Origin of the sequence: Nonomuraea sp. NPDC047529 (assembly GCF_040642995.1) — a bacterium.
In the GTDB taxonomy this organism is placed as follows: Bacteria; Actinomycetota; Actinomycetes; order Streptosporangiales; family Streptosporangiaceae; genus Nonomuraea.
This window is the reverse complement of record NZ_JBEYTJ010000012.1, coordinates 159,473-177,159: the sequence shown is the minus strand read 5'-3', so window position 1 is coordinate 177,159 and position 17,687 is coordinate 159,473. Positions and strand designations below refer to the sequence as shown.

The 17,687-nt window shown below is 75.5% G+C and carries 6 protein-coding genes; 3 read left to right on the top strand and 3 right to left on the bottom strand.

Annotated elements, in window-relative coordinates; translation table 11 throughout:
- Positions 1-2 precede the first annotated feature (2 nt).
- The 3 genes from ABZ815_RS21385 to rox all read right to left on the bottom strand — a co-directional run bounded on the left by ABZ815_RS21385 (position 3) and on the right by rox (position 2,913).
- Entirely contained in the window at positions 3-902 is a 900-nt protein-coding gene (locus ABZ815_RS21385; protein WP_357700411.1) for a hypothetical protein, read from the bottom strand.
- Positions 896-1,225, bottom strand: a complete 330-nt coding sequence (locus tag ABZ815_RS21380; protein ID WP_357700409.1) for a hypothetical protein — start codon at positions 1,223-1,225, stop codon at positions 896-898. The genes ABZ815_RS21385 and ABZ815_RS21380 overlap by 7 nt, the downstream gene beginning before the upstream one ends.
- A 194-nt stretch (positions 1,226-1,419) precedes the next feature.
- Complete coding sequence (gene rox / locus ABZ815_RS21375; protein ID WP_357700406.1) at positions 1,420-2,913, bottom strand: rifampin monooxygenase; 1,494 nt, start codon at positions 2,911-2,913, stop codon at positions 1,420-1,422.
- A gap of 587 nt (positions 2,914-3,500) precedes the next feature.
- Between rox and ABZ815_RS21370 the strand changes: the two genes are divergently transcribed.
- From ABZ815_RS21370 to ABZ815_RS21360, 3 genes are read left to right on the top strand one after another with little or no spacing between them, the layout of a single operon-like run.
- The gene (locus tag ABZ815_RS21370; protein ID WP_357700404.1) at positions 3,501-8,342 is read left to right on the top strand and encodes an amino acid adenylation domain-containing protein; all 4,842 of its coding nucleotides are present in this window, start codon (positions 3,501-3,503) and stop codon (positions 8,340-8,342) included.
- Positions 8,339-16,534, top strand: coding sequence for an amino acid adenylation domain-containing protein (locus ABZ815_RS21365; protein WP_357700401.1), 8,196 nt, complete (start codon positions 8,339-8,341; stop codon positions 16,532-16,534). The genes ABZ815_RS21370 and ABZ815_RS21365 overlap by 4 nt, the downstream gene beginning before the upstream one ends.
- Positions 16,531-17,571, top strand: a complete 1,041-nt coding sequence (locus tag ABZ815_RS21360; protein ID WP_357700399.1) for a pyridoxal-phosphate dependent enzyme — start codon at positions 16,531-16,533, stop codon at positions 17,569-17,571. Before ABZ815_RS21365 ends, ABZ815_RS21360 begins: the two co-directional genes overlap by 4 nt.
- Positions 17,572-17,687 lie beyond the last annotated feature (116 nt).

Here is a 17,687-nt window from a genome sequence, read left to right as displayed (position 1 = left end):
GGTCACTCCCAGGGGAAGAGGTACGAGCCGTCGGCGTTCTGCTCCGGCGTGAGGCGGCCGGTCAGCGTCTGGCCGCCGGTCATGAGATCGTTGACCGCCTTGCCGCCCGCCGCCTGCGGCAGTCCTGGCGGCAGAGCCGCGCCCGCCCGCCCGCCCGACCAGGGGCCGGAGGACGGGAACCGGCCGCTGAGGCCGTGCGCGGTCAGGTCGCGCTCGATCCGGTCGGCCGTGCCCCAGACCAGCATGGGCCCCTGGGCGAAGGTCGCCGCGGCGAGGTCGTTCAGGCCGTCACGGTCACCGCGGACGGTCCGGACGCCCAGGTCGGCCGCCACCGCCGCGGTCAGGGCGGCGGCGCAGCCGTGCAGCAGCGCGTCGAGCATCGACTCCACCGCCTGGTAGCCCTCGAAGAGCTTGATCAGGCACTGCATGGCCAGGAGCCGGGCCGAGGCCAGGCTGAGCGGCGTGACGGCCGCGGTCAGCGTCCACAGCGCCACCGCCGCCATGGCCGCCGCGACCAGGAACTGGAACAGCACCATCGCCGCCAGTGCGGCCCCCGCCGTGAACAGGGTGAGCGCGGTGACCAGCGCGCGGAGCTCGATGCAGCGGAGGTCGGCCAGGTAGGCGTCCATGCGGCGCTGGAAGGCCCGGCCGTCCTCGCTGCGCCAGCTCGTCGCGGCCACCCCGGCGACGAGGGCCTCCACGTCCAGCCGGGCGGCGACGACGTCGTCGTGGACCGACGACCAGGTGGTGGCGGCGTCGAAGAACGCCTGCGGGTCGTACTGGTGGACGTACATCTTGCCGACGAACGGCCAGGCCGCCGGAACGCCCAGGGCCGACAGCGTCAGCGCCGCGCCCGTGCCCACCATGAGGCCGTGCCGCCCCAGGGCCGCGAGGTTCACCACCGGCTCACGGAACTGGCACGCTCGGCGCTCTCCCAGGTCGCGATGGACGCGGTCAGGCCGTCCTGGATGCGTGCCACGTCCTCGACCCGGTGGCGCGCCTCCACCATCGTGAACGCCTCGACCTCGTTGTAGGCCAGGGCGAGCGAATAGGTGAAGGACGTGAAGGCGGACTCCGCCACCGTGAGCCCGGCCAGGCTCGGCAGCACGCCGCCGAGCGGCCGGACGGCGTCGGGGAGCCGGGACCTGATCTCCCTGAGCCGGGCGCGCTCGATCTCCACGTCGTACGGGGTGGGGGGCTGTTCAGGAGTGGGATTGGTAGGCATGTGTCGCTTTCGTCCGCATTGTTGACGCCCCCAGCCTCACCCCCCGCGCCCGTGACCGGGGACGTTTTGACGCCATCCCTATACGAACGCGGCGCCCCCCTGCACGATCTTGACGGCGCCGCCGTCGTCGCGGTTCACGACGGCGGCGGCGTCATGATCACCCGAACCTCTTCATCCCCGACAGGGCCGCGCCTTCATCGGGTCGCGGGCGGGCCGAACCAGCGGGAGAGATGGGCGTCCAGGTCGTGCTGGTCGTCGCCGGCCCAGGCCACGTGGCCGTCGGGGCGCAGCAGGACGCACGGGACGTCCAGGGCCGCGGTGCGATCCGCCACGTGGTCGACCCGGTCCGACCAGCCGCCGGCGGTCAGGCGTTCGGTGCGGTCCAGCAGCAGGCCACGGCCGTGACGCAGCAGGCCGTAGAGGCGGCCCTCCTTCACGTCGAGGTCGGGCAGGCGGCGGCCGAGCAGGTCGGGGCCCTCGCCGAAGTCGTAGCGGACGCCGACCGCGGTGATCTTCTCGATCAGGTGGCGGTTCACCTCGTCGATGTCCATGAGTTCGGTGAGCAGCCTGCGCACGGCCTGCGGGCCCGGTTCGGGGGACAGCAGCTCCTTCTGGGCGCGGGTGTTGTCCAGCACGTCCGCGGCGACCGGGTGGCGTTCGGCCTCGTAGGTGTCCAGCAGCGTGGCCGGCGCCCAGCCGCGGACCTGCGCGGCCAGCTTCCAGCCGAGGTTGAACGCGTCCTGGACGCCGAGGTTGAGGCCCTGTCCGCCGATGGGTGGGTGGATGTGCGCCGCGTCGCCGGCCAGCAGCACCCGCCCGAGCCGATAACGTTCGGCCAGCCGGGTGGCGTCGCCGAAGCGGGACAACCAGCGCGGCGAGTGCACGCCGAAATCGGTTCCGGCGAGGGCGCGCAGCGCCTGCCGGAAGTCCTCAAGGGTCGGCGGTTCCGCGCGGTCGCCTGTTCCGACGGCCGGGACGACGACGCTGTAGACCCCGTTGCCGAAGGGCCGGATCCAGAACGGCCTGTGGGGCCCGTGGAGCTCGGCCGCCCTGGCGGTGATCTCCTCCTGCGGCACGCCCGCCTCCATCTCGCCCATCAGCGTCTCGGTCCGCGACGGCTCGCCGGGGAAGCCGACGCCGAGCAGTTTGCGCACCGTACTGCGTGCGCCGTCGCAGCCGACGAGAAAGCGTGCGCGCAGCCGTTCCCCGTCGGCCAGTTCGACGGTCACGCCTTCGTCGTCCTGTTCGAGGGCGGTCACCGCGCGACCGCGGCGGATCTGCGCTCCGAGGTCGATCGCGTGCTCTTCGAGCAGGCGCTCGATGACCGGCTGCGGAATGCCCAGCAAATAGGCGTGCGCGGAATCCAGGCCCTTGGGCACGGGTTTGTCGATGGCGGCGAAGAAACCGGCGGCCGGACGCCGTCTTCCGTGTTCGAGAACGCGTTCCAGCAGGCCGCGCATCGCCATGATCTCAAGGCTGCGAATATGCAGCCCGACTATGCGGACGAACGACTTGGGCTCGGTCTCCTTCTCCAGGACGAGTACCCGTACGTCGTGCAGCCGCAGTTCGGCGGCCAGCATCGCGCCGGTCGGCCCGCATCCGGCGATGATCACGTCGTACGCGAGGGGCACGCGGTCGGCGCCGGCGTTCGACGGCGGCTCTGTGGCGTTGGCGTGCGGAGAGTGCATGGCGTTGCCTTTCGGGAGTGCCTTGTCGGAGGCGCTCCCGGCGACGCCTACGTCAGCCGCCCGGCCGTGACGGAATGGGGGAGCACCCACAGCGGAACTGCGTTCATGGGGCTCACCTCCTCGGGCGGTGTCACGGTCGCCTGCAAGCTACAAGCCCGGCCGTCGTCGCGTCCAGTCCTTTTCCCCTGGGGAGGCCCGTTTGCGGGACGGCCCCGGCCGAGAGGATCACGGTGTCCCGGCGCCCCGGAGCAGTGGAGAGAAGGCCGCCCGCCGAGCCGTCCCGAGCCGATCGGCCGTCGACGTTGCCCTGCTGCAAGCAAGATCACGGCAGGTTCCAAGTCAGCGGCAAGCCGGGTCACCGATGCTGCTGTGCGGAGGACCCGGTCTTCGGTGAAGGGAGCAGGTGACCGTAGAAGACACTCCTCGCCGCCCCCGCCGGCCCCGCCGACCATGCGGCAGTGAGCCGCCCGCACGACCCCCGCGCGCCCAGCGACGACCTCGCCCGGGCCCGCGTGCCGTCCCGGAGGAGCGGGCCCGTTCGAGACCGCCCACCCGGGCACGTTCGATCTTTGCTGGAAAGAGGACACATGACTACGGATGTGACGGGCGCGAACCGCCCTCTCACAGACTCCCCCAGCCGCCTCCACCAGGCCCTGGAGGCGCAGTGCCGGCGGACGCCCGATCGCCTCGCCGTCGTCGCGGGCACGAGCCGGCTGACCTACGCCGAGCTCGACCGCAGGGCCAACGGGGTCGCCCACGCCCTGGCCGCGCGCGGTGTCGGACGCGGCGACCTGGCGGGCATCTGCCTGGACCGCGACGAGTGGCTGGTGCCCGCGCTGATCGGGGTGCTGAAGGCGGGGGCGGCCTACGTCCCGCTGGACCCGGCCTACCCGGCGGAACGGTTACGTTTCATGGCCGAGGACGCCGCCGTGAGCGCGGTGGTCACCTCGGCCGCGCGGCGCGACACCGCGTCGCTGACCGGCGCCGCCACGGTGCTCGTCGATGACGTGACGCCCGCCGCGTCCGGGCCCGAGGTGCCCGGCGAGCCGGGCGACGCCGCGTACGTCATCTACACCTCCGGCTCGACCGGCCGCCCCAAGGGCGTGGTCGTGGAGCATCGCAACACTCTGAACCTGGTGCGCTGGGAGGCGGCCGCCTACACCGCCGAGGAGTTGAGCGGCATGCTGGCCGGCTCCTCCATCTGCTTCGACGCCTCCATCACCCAGATCTTCACGCCGCTGTTCGCCGGCGGAACCGTGATCATGGCGGACAACGTGCTGGCGCTGCCGACGCTGCCGGCCCGCGACGAGGTGCGCACGGTCTTCGGCGTCCCGTCCGCGCTGTCGGTGCTACTGCGCGAGCCGCTGCCGGACGGCGTGCGCATGGTGCTGTCGGGCGGCGAACGGCTGACCGCGGCCCTGGTCGCGCGCATGTTCGCCAACCCGGGCGTACGCCGGGTGCTCAACATGTACGGCCCCACCGAGTGCACCACCGGCTCCACCATGTTCGAGGTGACCCGCGACCACCAGGGTGAACCGCCGCTGGGCGAGCCGATGGCGGGCGCGCTGCTCAGCGTGCGCGACGACGCGGGCAGGCCGGTCCCGGACGGAGAGACCGGCGAGTTGTGGATCGGCGGCCCCGGCGTGACCCGCGGCTACCTGGGCCACGAGTCGCAGGCCTTCCGCACCGAGCCCGACGGCGCCCGCGTCTACCGCAGCGGCGACCTGGTCCGACGGGTGGACGGCGAGCTGCGGTACGTGGGCCGCGCCGACGACCAGGTCAAGATCCGCGGCTACCGGGTGGAGCTGGGCGAGGTCGAGTCGGCGCTGGACCGCCACCCCGCGGTGCGCCGCGCGGTCGTGCTGGCCCACACCGACGACGACGGCATCGCCTACCTCGCCGCGCACGTGGCCGCCTCCGGCGTGACCGAGCCCGACCTGCGCGACTGGCTGCGCGACCGCCTGCCCGACCACCTGGTCCCGGCCAGGATCGGCGTGACCGGCGACCTGCCGATCGGCCCCACCGGCAAGGTGGACCGCGCGGCCCTGCCCAAGCTGGGCGCCGCCCGGACGGGGAACGCGGCCCCGGTCGCGCCGCGCACGGACGACGAGCGCCAGGTGGCCGAGGTGATCGCGGACGTGCTGGGCCTGCCGGAGGTGGGCGTGCACGACCGGTTCGCCGACCTGGGCGGGCACTCGCTGGCCGCCGCCCGGGTGGTGACCGAGCTGTCACGGCGGCTCGGGCACACCGTGCCCCTGGCGTCGTTCCTGACCGAGCCGACCGCGGCCGGGCTGGCGGCGCGGCTGCGCGAGCCGGGATCGGCGCCGGTGCGGCGGACCGGCCGGACCCGGCACCCGCTCACCGCCGCGCAACGCGAGTTCTGGACGTTGCGCCAGCTCCACCCGCACAGCCCGGTCACCACCGTGTCGGTCCGGCTGCGCGTGCGCGGCCTGAGCGGGAGCGCGCCGCTGCGCCCGGCACTCGACGCGGTCCTGCGCCGGCACGAGGCCCTGCGCAGCACGGTCTCCGTCGGCGAGGACGGCGTCCCGTACGCGGTCGTGCACCCGCCCGTCGCCGTCCCGCTGGTCGAGCACCCGGCGGGCGCGGACCCGGTGAAGGTGGCCCGGGCCGCGGCGGAGCACGTGTTCGACGTGACGAACGAGGTGCCGCTGCTGCGCGCGAGCCTGTGCCCCGTCGGGGACGACGTGGCCGAGCTGGTGCTCGTGACCGACCACCTCGCCTTCGACGGCGGTTCGGTCGGCGTGCTCATGGACGAGCTGGCCGCCGAGCTGGCGGGCGAGCCCGTTCCCGAGCCCGCGGTGCAGCTCGGCGACGTGGCGGTGCGCGAGCAGGAGGAACGGCCCGACCTCGCGCGGCTGCGGGAGTTCTGGCGCGGCGAGCTGGCGGGGGCGCCGGTGGCGGGGCCGCCGCCGCGCGACCTGACGACGTGCCGGGTGACCAGGCCGCTGCCCGAAGAGCTCACGGACGGCGTGGCCGCGCTGGCCCGCGCGTGCGGCGCGACCCCGTTCGCGGTGTACGTGGCCGCCGTCGCCCTGGCCGCCGGGGAGCCGGACACGCTGGTCGGCATGGTCGCGGCGCGGCGTGCCAGGCCGGAGCTGGCCCGGGTCGTCGGGCCGCTGATCGACACGGTGCCGGTGCGGCTGCGGCCGGACGCCGAGCCGACCTTCCGCGACCTGGTCAGGCAGGCCGGGGAGGCCACCACGCGGGCGCTCGTCCACCAGGAGGCGCCGCCCGCCGACCTGCCCCGCGCCCCCGTGCTGCTGGCCATGCAGCACGCCGAGGTGCCGGTGCGCGCGGGCTGCCTCGAACTGCTGACCGAGGTCGGCTCCGGCGCTGCCGTGCACGAGTTCAGCGTGCTCGTCAACCGCACGGCGGCCGGCGCCGAGCTGCACCTGGAGTACGCGGTCGCGCTGCTCGGCCGGGAGGCGGCCGGGGCGTACCTGGACCGGCTGCTGTGGCTGCTGCGACGCGCGGTGGCCGAGCCGGACCTGCTGATCGCGGCGTTCGAGCCGGTCACGCCGGACGAGCGCGCCGCGCTGCTGGCCCGCGCGGCCGGCCCGCGGCTGCCGGACGACCTGCCGCCGGTGCCCCGGGCCCTCGCGGCCCACAGAACCGGCACGGCGGGCACGGCGGGCACGGTGGGCACGGCGGTGGTCGGCCCGGACGGCGCCGCGCTGAGCCACGCCGAGCTGAACGACCGCGCCGACCGGATCGCGGCCGGGCTGCTGGCGCACGGGGTGTCGCGGGGCGACGTGGTCGGCGTCCACGTGCCGCGGGACCGGATGTTGCCCGTGGTGCTGCTGGGCGTGTGGCGGGCGGGGGCGGCGTACCTGCCGCTGGACCCCGAACACCCGGCCGAACGGCTGCGCCTGCTGGCCGCGGACGCGGGCGCCCGCGTGGTGCTCACCCGCGGCGACACCCCCTTCGACCCAGCCCCGCCGTCCACCCCGAACGAACCGGCGCCGCCCGCCCCGCACCACCCGGCGCCGCCCGCCCCGAACGGCCCGGCGACCCCTGCCGGGCACCGGCCGGTGGTGCTCGACGCGGACCGGCTCGCGGCCGGCCCGCTCGCGGACCTGCCCGAGGTGCGCTCCGAGGACCTGGCGTACGTCACCTACACCTCCGGCTCCACCGGCGCCCCCAAGGGGGTCGAGGTCACCCACGGCGGCCTGGCCGCCCTCGTGGCCGGGATGATCTCGACGCTCCGCCTCGGCCCGGCCGACGTGCAACTCGCGGTCGCGCCGCTGAGCTTCGACGCCTCCGCCTCCGAGCTGTGGAGCGTGCTGACCGCCGGCGGCACGTCGGTGGTGGTGGACAGGGCCACGGCCACCGACGGGCACGCGCTGGCCGAGCTGATCGGCACGAGCGCGGCCACGGTGATCGACCTGGTGCCGACCGCGTACCGGATGCTGATCGCAACCGGCTGGGCGGGCGGCCCGGCGCTGCGCGCCGTCGCGGGCGGGGAGGCGCTGGACCCGGCGCTGGCCGAGCAGATCCTGCGCCGCGTCGGCGAGTTGTGGAACGCCTACGGGCCCACCGAGACCACCGTCACCTCGACGCTGCACCGGGTGCGCGCGCACGAGGGCGACCGGGTGCCGATCGGGGCGCCGATGCCGGGCGAGCGGGCGTACGTGGTCGACGCGCGGCTGCGGCTGGTGCCGCCGGGCGCGGTCGGCGAACTGCTGCTGGGCGGCGCCGGGGTGGCCCGCGGCTATCGGGGGCGTCCGGACCTGACCGCGACCGCCTTCGTGGCCGACCCGTTCACGCCGGATGGCCGCTGCTACCGCACCGGTGACCTGGCCCGATGGCGGCCGGACGGGACGCTGGAGTTCCATGGCCGCCGCGACCACCAGGTGAAGGTCCGCGGATACCGGATCGAGCTGGGCGAGATCGAGGCCGTGCTGCGCGAGCTGGCCGAGGCCGCCGTGACCGTCGCGGGGACGGACGCGCACGCCCACCTGGTCGGCTACGTCGCGCCGGAGACGGCGGACCTGGCCGCGATCGAGCGGCACGCCCGGTCCCGGCTGCCCGGCCACATGGTGCCGCGCCGCTGGGTCGCCCTGCCCGCCCTGCCCACACTGCCCGGCGGCAAGGTCGACCGCCACGCGCTGCCCGAGCCGGACACCGGCCCGGACCCGGCGCGGGTCGCGCCGGACACCGGCGCCGAGCGGCTGGTGGCCGCCGTCTGGGCCGAGGTGCTCGAACGGCCCGAGGTCTGGGCCGGCGACGACTTCTTCGCCCTCGGCGGAGCCTCGTTCGCCGCGACCAGGGTGGCCGCCCGCCTGCGCGAGATGTTGCAGGTCACCGTGCCCGTGCGGTTGCTGTTCGACCGTCCGGTGCTCGCCGACTTCGCCGCCGCGCTCGAAGAGCTGCTGGCCGCCGACCTGATGGAGGGGGACGAGGGATGACCGAGACACGTGAGGACCGGATCGCCGAACTCGTCCGGTCCAGGATCGACGCCGCTCTGAAGCAGAAGGAGAAGAAGGCCGCCCCCGGCATCCCGGCGACGTCGGCCGCGGACATGCCGCTGTCGCCGGCGCAGGAACGGCTGTGGTTCCTGGCCCAGCTCGAACCGGACACGCCCGCCTACAACGTGCCGCTGACGCTGCGGCTGCGCGGCCCGGTGGACGTCGCCGCCCTCACCGGCGCGGTGGCGGACCTGGCCGAACGGCACTGGGTCCTGCGCGGCGTCATCGACGAGGGACGCGTGCGGCCCGTCGCCGCCGTCCCGGTGCCCGTGGTGGATGTGGACGGGACGGAGCTGGACCGGGAGCTGGCCGCACACGCCTGGCGGCCGTTCCGGCTGGACGCCGAGCCGCCCCTGCGGGCCACGGTGTTCCGGCTCGGCGACGAGGAGTGCGTGCTCGCGCTCACCCTGCACCACATCGCCACCGACGCCTGGTCGGAACGCGTGCTGCTGGACGACCTCACCCGCCTGTACGCCGCCCGCCTCGGCCTGGAGCCGCCCCCCGCTCCCCCGGCCCTCCAGTACGCGGACGTGGCCGCCTGGGAGGCCGGACGGCCGGACGCCGACCTCGACTGGTGGGCCGGGCGCCTGGCGGGCCTGCCGCCGGTGCTCGACCTGCCGCTCGCCCGCCCGCGCCCGTCCGTGCCCACGTGGGAGGGGGCGGCCGTCGTGGTGGAGGTGCCCGAGGCGCTGTCGGCGAAGGTGCGCGCGGTGGCGGGGACGTCGCCGTTCATGGTGTTCCTGGCCGGGTTGCAGGCGTTGCTGAGCCGCCTGTCCGGCGTCGACGACATCGCCGTCGGGGTGCCGCACGCGGGCCGCCACCACCCCGACGCCGAGCGGGTCGTCGGCTGTTTCATCAACACGCTGGTGGTGCGCGGCGACACCTCGGGCGACCCGACCGGCGCGGAGCTGCTGGCGCGGGCGCGCACGGCGGCGCTGGACGCGTTCGCGCACGCCGGCACGCCGTTCGAGCGGGTCGTGGAGCGCCTGCAGCCGGAGCGGAACCTCGCGGTCACGCCGCTGTTCCAGGTGATGCTCAACGTCTACGAGACCGGCGCGCCGATGTCGCTGCCCGGGCTGGAGGTCGTGGCCGGGACGCCGCCCGCGCCGACCGCCAAGTTCGACCTGAACCTGGAGCTCGGCGACGACGGCACCCGGTTCTCGGGCGAGTTGCGGTACCGCACCGACCTGTTCGACGAGGCCACCGTGAGCCGGCTGGCCGGCTGGTACCTGGAGCTGCTGGACGGCCTGCTCACCGACCCCGCCGCGCCGGTGCGGCTGCCGGCCGGCGACGACCTGCGCGGCCGGGACGCCGCGCTGCCGGTGGACGTGCCGCTGCACACGCTGGTCGAGCGGGTGGCCGACGCCCGCCCGGACGCGGTCGCCGTCGGCTCGCTCAGCTACGCGGAGCTGGACCGCCGCGCCAACCAGGTGGCCCATTGGCTGCTGGCGAGCGGGGTGCGTCCGGAGGAGCCGGTCGGGGTGCTGCTGGAGCGGCGTCCCGAGCTGGTGGTCGCCATGCTCGGCGTGCTCAAGGCGGGGGCGGCCTACCTGCCGCTCGACCCGGTCTATCCGGAGCGGCGCAACCGGGCGGTGATCGCCGACGCCGGTGCGCGGTTCGTGCTCACGGACGCCGAGCTCGCCGCCGCGGCGGAGGCGGCCGGCGAGCGTCCCGGCCTGGCGGTGCGGCCGGAGCACCTGGCTTTCTTGAAATACACGTCGGGCTCGACGGGCCGGCGTTCGGGCGTCGCGGTCGAGCACCGGCACATCACGCACTACCTCGGCGCGGTGGCCGAGGTCGTCCCCGCCGGGATGACGTCGTTCGCGCTGGTCTCCACCGCCGCCGCCGACCTCGGCATGACGAACGTGTGGTGCGCGCTGACCACGGGCGCCACCCTCCACCTGATCGACCACGAGACGGCCACCGACCCGGCCGCGTTCGCCGCCCGCCTGGCGGCGCACCCGGTGGACGCGATCAAGATGGTGCCCAGCCAGCTCGAACTCCTCGGCACGGCCGCGTTACCCGGGAAGCTGCTGATCCTGGCCGGCGAGGCGGTGCCGGCGGACCTGGTGGCGCGAGTCCGGGAGGCGCGGCCGGACCTGGAGGTGCAGATCCACTACGGCCCCACCGAGACCACGGTCTCGGTGCTGGCCTGCGACGCGGCCGAGGCCCTGGCCGGGCTGGGCCCGGGCCGGGCGCCGCTGGGCCGGCCGCTGGCCGACGTGCTGTGCCGGGTGGCCGACCCGTCCGGACGGGCGCTGCCGCCCGGCGTGCCCGGTGAGCTGTGGATCGGCGGGCCCAGCGTGGCCCGCGGCTACCTGGGCCGCCCCGACCTCACCGCGGAACGTTTCACCGGCGGCTGGTACCGCACCGGCGACCGCGTCCGGATGACCGGGGACGGGCTGGTCGAGTTCCTGGGGCGGATCGACGACCAGGTGAAGGTGCGCGGCTTCCGCGTCGAGCTGGGCGAGGTCGCCGCGGCTCTGCGGGCCCTGCCGCAGGTCGCGGAGGCGTACGTGCAGCCGGTCGGCGAGGGCCTGGAGCGGCGCCTGGCCGCCTGGGTGACGCCGGCCGCGATGGCCACGGTGGACGTGCCAGAGGTGCGGGCGGCGCTGCGCGAGCGGCTGCCCGACTACATGGTGCCGGCCGCGATCGGCGTGCTGGCGGCGCTGCCGCTCACCCCGAACGGCAAGGTGGACCGGGCGGCGCTGCCCGTGCCCGAGGCGGGGCCCGCGGTGCGGGTGCCGCTGGGCACCGCGGGGGAGCGCCTGGTGGGCGAGGTCTGGGCCGACGTGCTCGGGCTCCCCAAGGTCTGGGCGGACGACGACTTCTTCGCCCTCGGCGGACACTCGTTCGCGGCGACCCGGGTGGCCGGGCGGCTGCGGGAGCGGCTGGGCGCGGCGGTGCCGGTGCGGCTGCTGTTCGAGCACCCGGTGCTGGCCGACCTGGCCGCCGCGCTCCCCCGTCCGGCGGACGCCGTTCGCGTGCGGCGCGCGCCGGCGGACGGGCCGGTGCCGCTGTCCGGCGTGCAGGCCAGGCTGTGGTTCCTGGCCCAGCTCGAACCGGACAGCAGCGCCTACAACGTGCCGGTGGCGCTGCGGCTGCGCGGCCCGCTGCGGGCGGACGCCCTGCTCGACGCCGTACGCGACCTGGCCGAGCGGCACCACGTGCTGCGCGGCGTGGTCGACGACTCCGGCCCCGAGCCGGTGATCGTGGTCCGGGACGCCGCCGAGGTGCCCGTGTCCACCACGCGCGTGGACCGCTCGGAGGTCGAGGACGTGCTGGCCGCGCACCTGGCGACGCCGTTCGCGCTGGACCGCGAGCCGCCGATGCGGGCGGTGCTGCTCACCGTCGGCGAGCCTGGGGCCGACGACGAGCACGTGCTCTCGCTCACCTTCCACCACATCGCCACCGACGCCTGGACGCGCGGGCTGCTGCTGTCGGAACTGTCCGGCCTGTACGCCGCCCGCCTCGGCCTGCGCCCGCCGCTCGACCCGCCGCCGGCGCAGTACGCCGAGGTGTCCCCCGTCCCCGACCCGGCCGACCTGGACTGGTGGGCCGGGCACCTGGACGGCCTGCCGCCGGTGCTCGACCTGCCCACCGACCGGCCGCGTCCCGCGGTGCCCGACCCGGGCGGGGCCGCGCTCGACCTGGAGCTGCCGGCCGGGCTGAGCGAGCGGATCAGGGCGGTGGCCGCCGCCTACCGGTCCACGCCGTTCATCGTGCTGCTGGCCGGGCTGCAGGCGCTGCTGGCCCGGCTGTCGGCCACTGCGGACGTCGCGGTCGGCGTGCCGGTCTCCGGCCGCGACCACCCGGACACCGAAGGCGTGGTGGGCTGCTTCCTCAACACCGTCGTCGTGCGGACCGACGTGGGCGGCGACCCGACCGGGCGCGACCTGCTGGCCCGCGCGCGGGAGTCCGCGCTGGGCGCGCTCGCGCACGCGGGCACGCCGTTCGACCGGGTGGTGGACCGGCTGCGGCCGGAGCGGAACCTGGCGGCCACGCCGCTGTTCCAGGTGATGCTCAACTACATCCCCGGCGGGGCCGGGCCGGAGCTGCCCGGCCTGGAGGCGTCCGAGATCCACCTGCCGGAGCTGACCACCAAGTTCGACCTGAGCTGGCACGTCGTCGACGACGGGCCGGGCGCGCCGCTGCGCGGCGGGCTCGCCTACCGGACCGACCTGTTCGAGCCGGGCACCGCCGCCAAGCTGACCCGCTGGTACGCGGCCCTGCTCGACGGGCTGCTCGCCGACCTGGACGCGCCGGTGGGGGCGGTGCCGCTGGAGCCGGTGACCGGCCCCGCCGTGGACGGCGGGCCGCCGCCCGAGCCGCCCGCCGGGGCGGTGCACCACCTGATCGAGCGCTGGGTGGACGAGACGCCCGGCGCGCCGGCCGTGGTGGGCGCCGACCGCGCCCTGACGTACGCGGAGCTGGAGGCGTCCGCGAACCGGATCGCGCGCTGGCTGCTGGAGGCCGGGGTGGGCGCCGACGAGCCGGTCGGCGTGCTGCTGGAGCCGGGCGCGGACCTGGCGTGCGCGTTGTTCGGCATCCAGAAGTCGGGCGGCGGGTACCTGCCGATGGACCCGGCGTACCCGGCGGCGCGGATCGCCGCGATGCTGGAGGCCGCCGGGGTGCGGGCCGTTGTGACGGTGAGCGAGTTCGCGCCGCTGATCGGGGACGGCCGGCGGGTGCTGGCGCTCGACCGGCCGCCGTCCCTGCCGGACACCCGCCCCCGGGTCGAGGTGCTGCCGGAGCATCTGCACCACGTGATCTTCACGTCGGGGTCCACCGGCACGCCCAAGGCGGTGGCCGCCGAGCACGGCGGCGTCCTGAACTACCTGGGCGGCATGCTGCCGCGCATCGGCGTGCCCGGCGGGTCGTTCGCGGTGGTCTCCACGCCCGCCGCCGACTTCGGCCTGACCTGCGTGTTCGGCGCGCTGACCACGGGCGGGACGGTGCACCTGGTCCCCCGCGAGACCGCCATGGACCCGGCCGCGTTCGCCGGATACCTGGCCGAGCACCGGGTGGACGTCGTCAAGTGCGTCCCGAGCCACCTGGAGCTGCTGGCCTCGGGCGGCGACCTGGCCGCCGTGCTGCCGCGCGAGCTGCTGATCCTGGCGGGCGAGGCCTGCCCGTGGGACCTGGTGGAGCGGGCCCGGGCCGCCCGGCCCGGACTGCGGATCCAGAGCCACTACGGCCACACCGAGTCCACGATGATCTGCCTGGTCTGCGACACCGAGGAGATCCCCGCCGACCGGCGGACCGGCATCGTGCCGCTGGGCCGTCCGCTGCCCGGCGTGTACGGGCACCTCGTGGACGCCGCACTACGGCCGGTGCCGCCCGGCGTGCCCGGCGAGCTGGTGGTCGGCGGCCCCGGCGTCACCCGCGGCTACATCGGCCGGCCCGAGCTGACCGCCGAGCGGTTCGTCCCCGACCCGCTGACCGCCGAGGGACGCTGCTACCGCAGCGGCGACCTGCTGCGCGTCACCTCCGACGCGCGGATCGAGTTCCGCGGCCGGGTGGACGACCAGGTCAAGGTGCGCGGCTACCGGGTCGAGCTGGGCGAGGTCACCACCGCGCTGCGGGCGCTGCCCCAGGTCGCCGAGGCCGTGGTGCTGCCTGTCGGCGAGGGGAAGGCCAGGCAGCTCGCCGCGTGGGTGACGCCCGCGACCGTGGAGGCCGCGTCCGTACGGTCGGCGCTGCGCGAGCGGCTGCCCGACTACATGGTGCCGGCGCACGTCATGGCCCTGGACCGGCTGCCGCTCAATCCGAACGGGAAGATCGACCGGGCCGCGCTGCCCGAGCCGGTGGCCGGGCAGGCCGCGTACGCGGCGCCCTCGACGCCGAACGAGGAGCTGGTCGCCGGGGCCTTCGCCCGGGTGCTCGGCGTGGAACGGGTGGGTGCGGGCGACGACTTCTTCGCCCTCGGCGGCGACTCGTTCGCCGCGGTGCGCGCGGTCAAGGAGATCGGCCGCGGGCTGCGGGTGATCGACCTGTTCACCCGGCCCGCCGTGGCCGAGCTGGCCGCGTTCCTGGGCCGCGAGGACACCGGCGGGCTGCTGCACCGCCTGGGCGGCGGCCGGGCCGGCGAGTTCACGCTGGTCTGCGTGCCGTACGGCGGCGGGTCGGCGGCGGTGTACCAGCCGCTGGCCCAGGCGCTGGGCGACCGGGTCGAGGTGCTCTCCGCCGAACTGCCCGGCCACGACCCCGCCCGCCCGGACGAGCCGCCGCTCCCGCTGGAGCAGCTCGTGGACGTGCTGGCCGCCGAGGTGGCCGCGACCGCGTCGGGTCCCGTCGCGGTCTACGGCCACTGCGTGGGCTCCGCGACCGCCGTCGCGCTGGCACGCCGGCTGGAGGCGGACGGCGTGCCCGTGCTGGGCGTGATCGCCGCCGCGAGCTTCCCGGCGGCACGGCTGCCCGGTCCGGTCAGGCGGCTGTTCGGCGGCGACCGCTGGGTGTCCGACCGGATGTTCCGGGACGCGCTGCGCGCCTCCGGCGGGCTGCTCGACGACATGGACGAGGCCGCCAAGCGCACCGCCGTACGCGCCATGCGGCACGACGCCGACCAGGCGCAGGAGTGGTTCGGCCAGGAGCTGGCCGGCGAGGGCGCGCCGCTGCGCGCCCCGATCCTGAGCCTGGTCGGGGAACGCGACCGCGCCACCGAGCTGCACGAGGAGCGCCACACCGAATGGGCGGCGTTCGCGCCGCGGGTGGAGCGGGCCGTGCTGCCCAGGGCCGGGCACTACTTCCTGCGTCACCAGGCCGAGCCGCTGGCCGCCCTGGTGCTGGCGCACCTGACCCGCTGGGCGGCCGGGACGCTGCCCGACCCGGTGCGTCCGCCCGAACGCGCCAGGCTGCGGCCCTTCTACACGGTCGCGGGCGGGCAGATCGTCTCGGCGCTGGGCACGGCGCTGAGCTCGTTCGCGCTCGGCGTGTGGGCCTACCAGCGCAGCGGCGAGATCCTGGACCTGGCGCTGGTCACGATGCTGGCGCAGATCCCGGCCGTGCTGCTCACCCCGCTGGGCGGCGCGCTGGCCGACCGGGTGGACCGGCGCAGGATCATGCTGGCCTGCGACGCGCTGTCCGGGTTGTCCATGGTGGCGCTGGTGCTGCTGCTGACCACCGGGCGGCTGGAGTTCTGGAACGTCTGCCTCATCGTGGGCGTGACCTCCGTCGTGTCGGCGTTCCAGCAGCCCGCGTGGCTGGCGGCGATCGCGCAACTGGTGCCGAAACCGTACCTGCCGCAGGCCAACGCGCTGGCGAACGTGGGCTTCGGCGCGGGCAACGTGGTCGCGCCGCTCGCGGGCGGCGCGCTGATCGGCCTGTTCGGGTTGTCGGCGGTGGTGGCCGTGGACGTGGCCACGTTCGCGATCGGCGTGCTGACGCTGCTGCTGGTGCGCTTCCCCGACCGGCTGTTCCACCGGCGCGAGGAGACGTTCACGGCGGCGCTCACCGGCGGGTGGCGGTTCCTGCGCAGGCGGCGTCCGCTGATGGTGATGGCGCTCTACTTCGCGGTCGTGAACTTCTGCACCGCGCTGATGTGGGTGCTCGTCACCCCCGTCGTGCTGGCCATCGGCACCTCCGCGGACCTGGGCCTGGTGACCGCCGTCGGCGGCGTCGGCGCGGCCGTGGGCACCGGCGTGGTGCTGGTGTGGGGCGGCACCCGGCGACGGGCCACCGGGATGATCGGTTTCGTCGTCGGATCCGGGCTCGGCGTGGTGCTGATGGGCGTGTGGCCGGTCGTGTGGCTGGTCGCGGCCGGGTTGTTCGTCCGGCTGGCGTGCATGAGCATCGGCAACGCGCACTGGCTGTCCATCATCCAGGTCAAGGTGGGTCCGGAGCTGCAGGGACGGGTGCTCGCGGTGAACATCATGATCGCCACGGCCATGCAGCCGATCGGCTTCCTCGCCGCCGGACCGCTGGCGGAATGGGCCGGACGGTTCGCCGGCGGGCCCGGCGGGGGCGCGGGGGTCGTGCTGCTCGCCAGCGGCGTGTTCCTGGTGCTGTGGGGCTTGGTGGGGCTGCGGCACCGGCCGCTGCATCACCTGGAGGACCTCGTCCCGGACGCCGCCCCGCCGTCGGAGGCCGCGGCCGACCTGGACGCCATCCAGGAGAGGGTGCTGAGCGCATGAACCCGGAACCCACGGAAGGCGCGGACGGCACGACTCACACCGGGCTTGTCACCGGGCTCGACACCGGGCCCGGCACCGGGCTTGTCACCGGGCTTGTCACCGCGGCCGACGTCCGGGCCGCCGGTGACCGCATCGCGCCGTACGTCCGGCGCACGCCGCTGCTGCGGGTGCCCGGCGAACGGCTCTGGGTCAAGCCGGAGAACCGCCAGCCGACCCGCTCGTTCAAGGTGCGCGGCGCGGTCAACGCCGTGGGCCGGCTGGCCGGACACGGCGTCCGGCACGTGATCGTCCAGTCGTCGGGCAACCACGCCCAGGCCATCGCGTACGCCGCCGCCGAACACGGGGTGCGGGCGACCGTCGTCCTGCCCGACACGGCCCCGGACCTGAAGGTGCGCGCCGCCCGCCGGCTCGGCGGCGAGGTGGTGATCGTGCCGCCCGCCCTGCGGGAGGAGGCGTGCCTCGCCCTGGCCGACCGGTTCGGCGCGACGGTCGTCGGCTCCGACGCGTACGACGTCATCGCCGGGCACGGCACCGCCGGGACCGAACTCTGCCTGGACCTGCCGGACGCGGGGACCGTACTGGTGCCCGTCTGCAACGGCGGCCTGCTGGCCGGGATCGCGGTGGCGGTCAAGGCCGCCGACCCGACCATCCGGGTGATCGGCGTCGAACCCGAACTGGCCGCCGACGGTGCGGCCAGCTTCCGGACGGGCACGCGGACCGCATGGCCGGTGGAACTGACCTACCGCACACGAGCCGACGGCCTGCGCGCCCCGGTACTGGGCGCCCTGGCCTGGGAACACATCCACCGTCACGTGGACGACATGCTCACCGTGCCCGAGGACGCCATCGACACCGCCGCCGACCTGCTCTGGCGCGAGCTGGGCGAACGCGCCGAACCCAGCGGCGCGACCGCCACAGCCGCCTACCTCACCCACCAGGCACACCTGCCACCGGGCCCGGTGGTCGCGATCCTGTCCGGCGGCAACGTCGCGATCGACGCGGAGACCAAGGAGGAGCCACTGGCGCGGAGCACGTGATCCCCTGTCGTGGGGGGGGGTGGGGGGCCCCACCAACAGGTAAAGAAACCACAGGCGTGAAGGTGGGGGGGTTAGTGTTTGTCTGGTGGGGAGGGGGGGGGCCCGGGCGGGGCAGG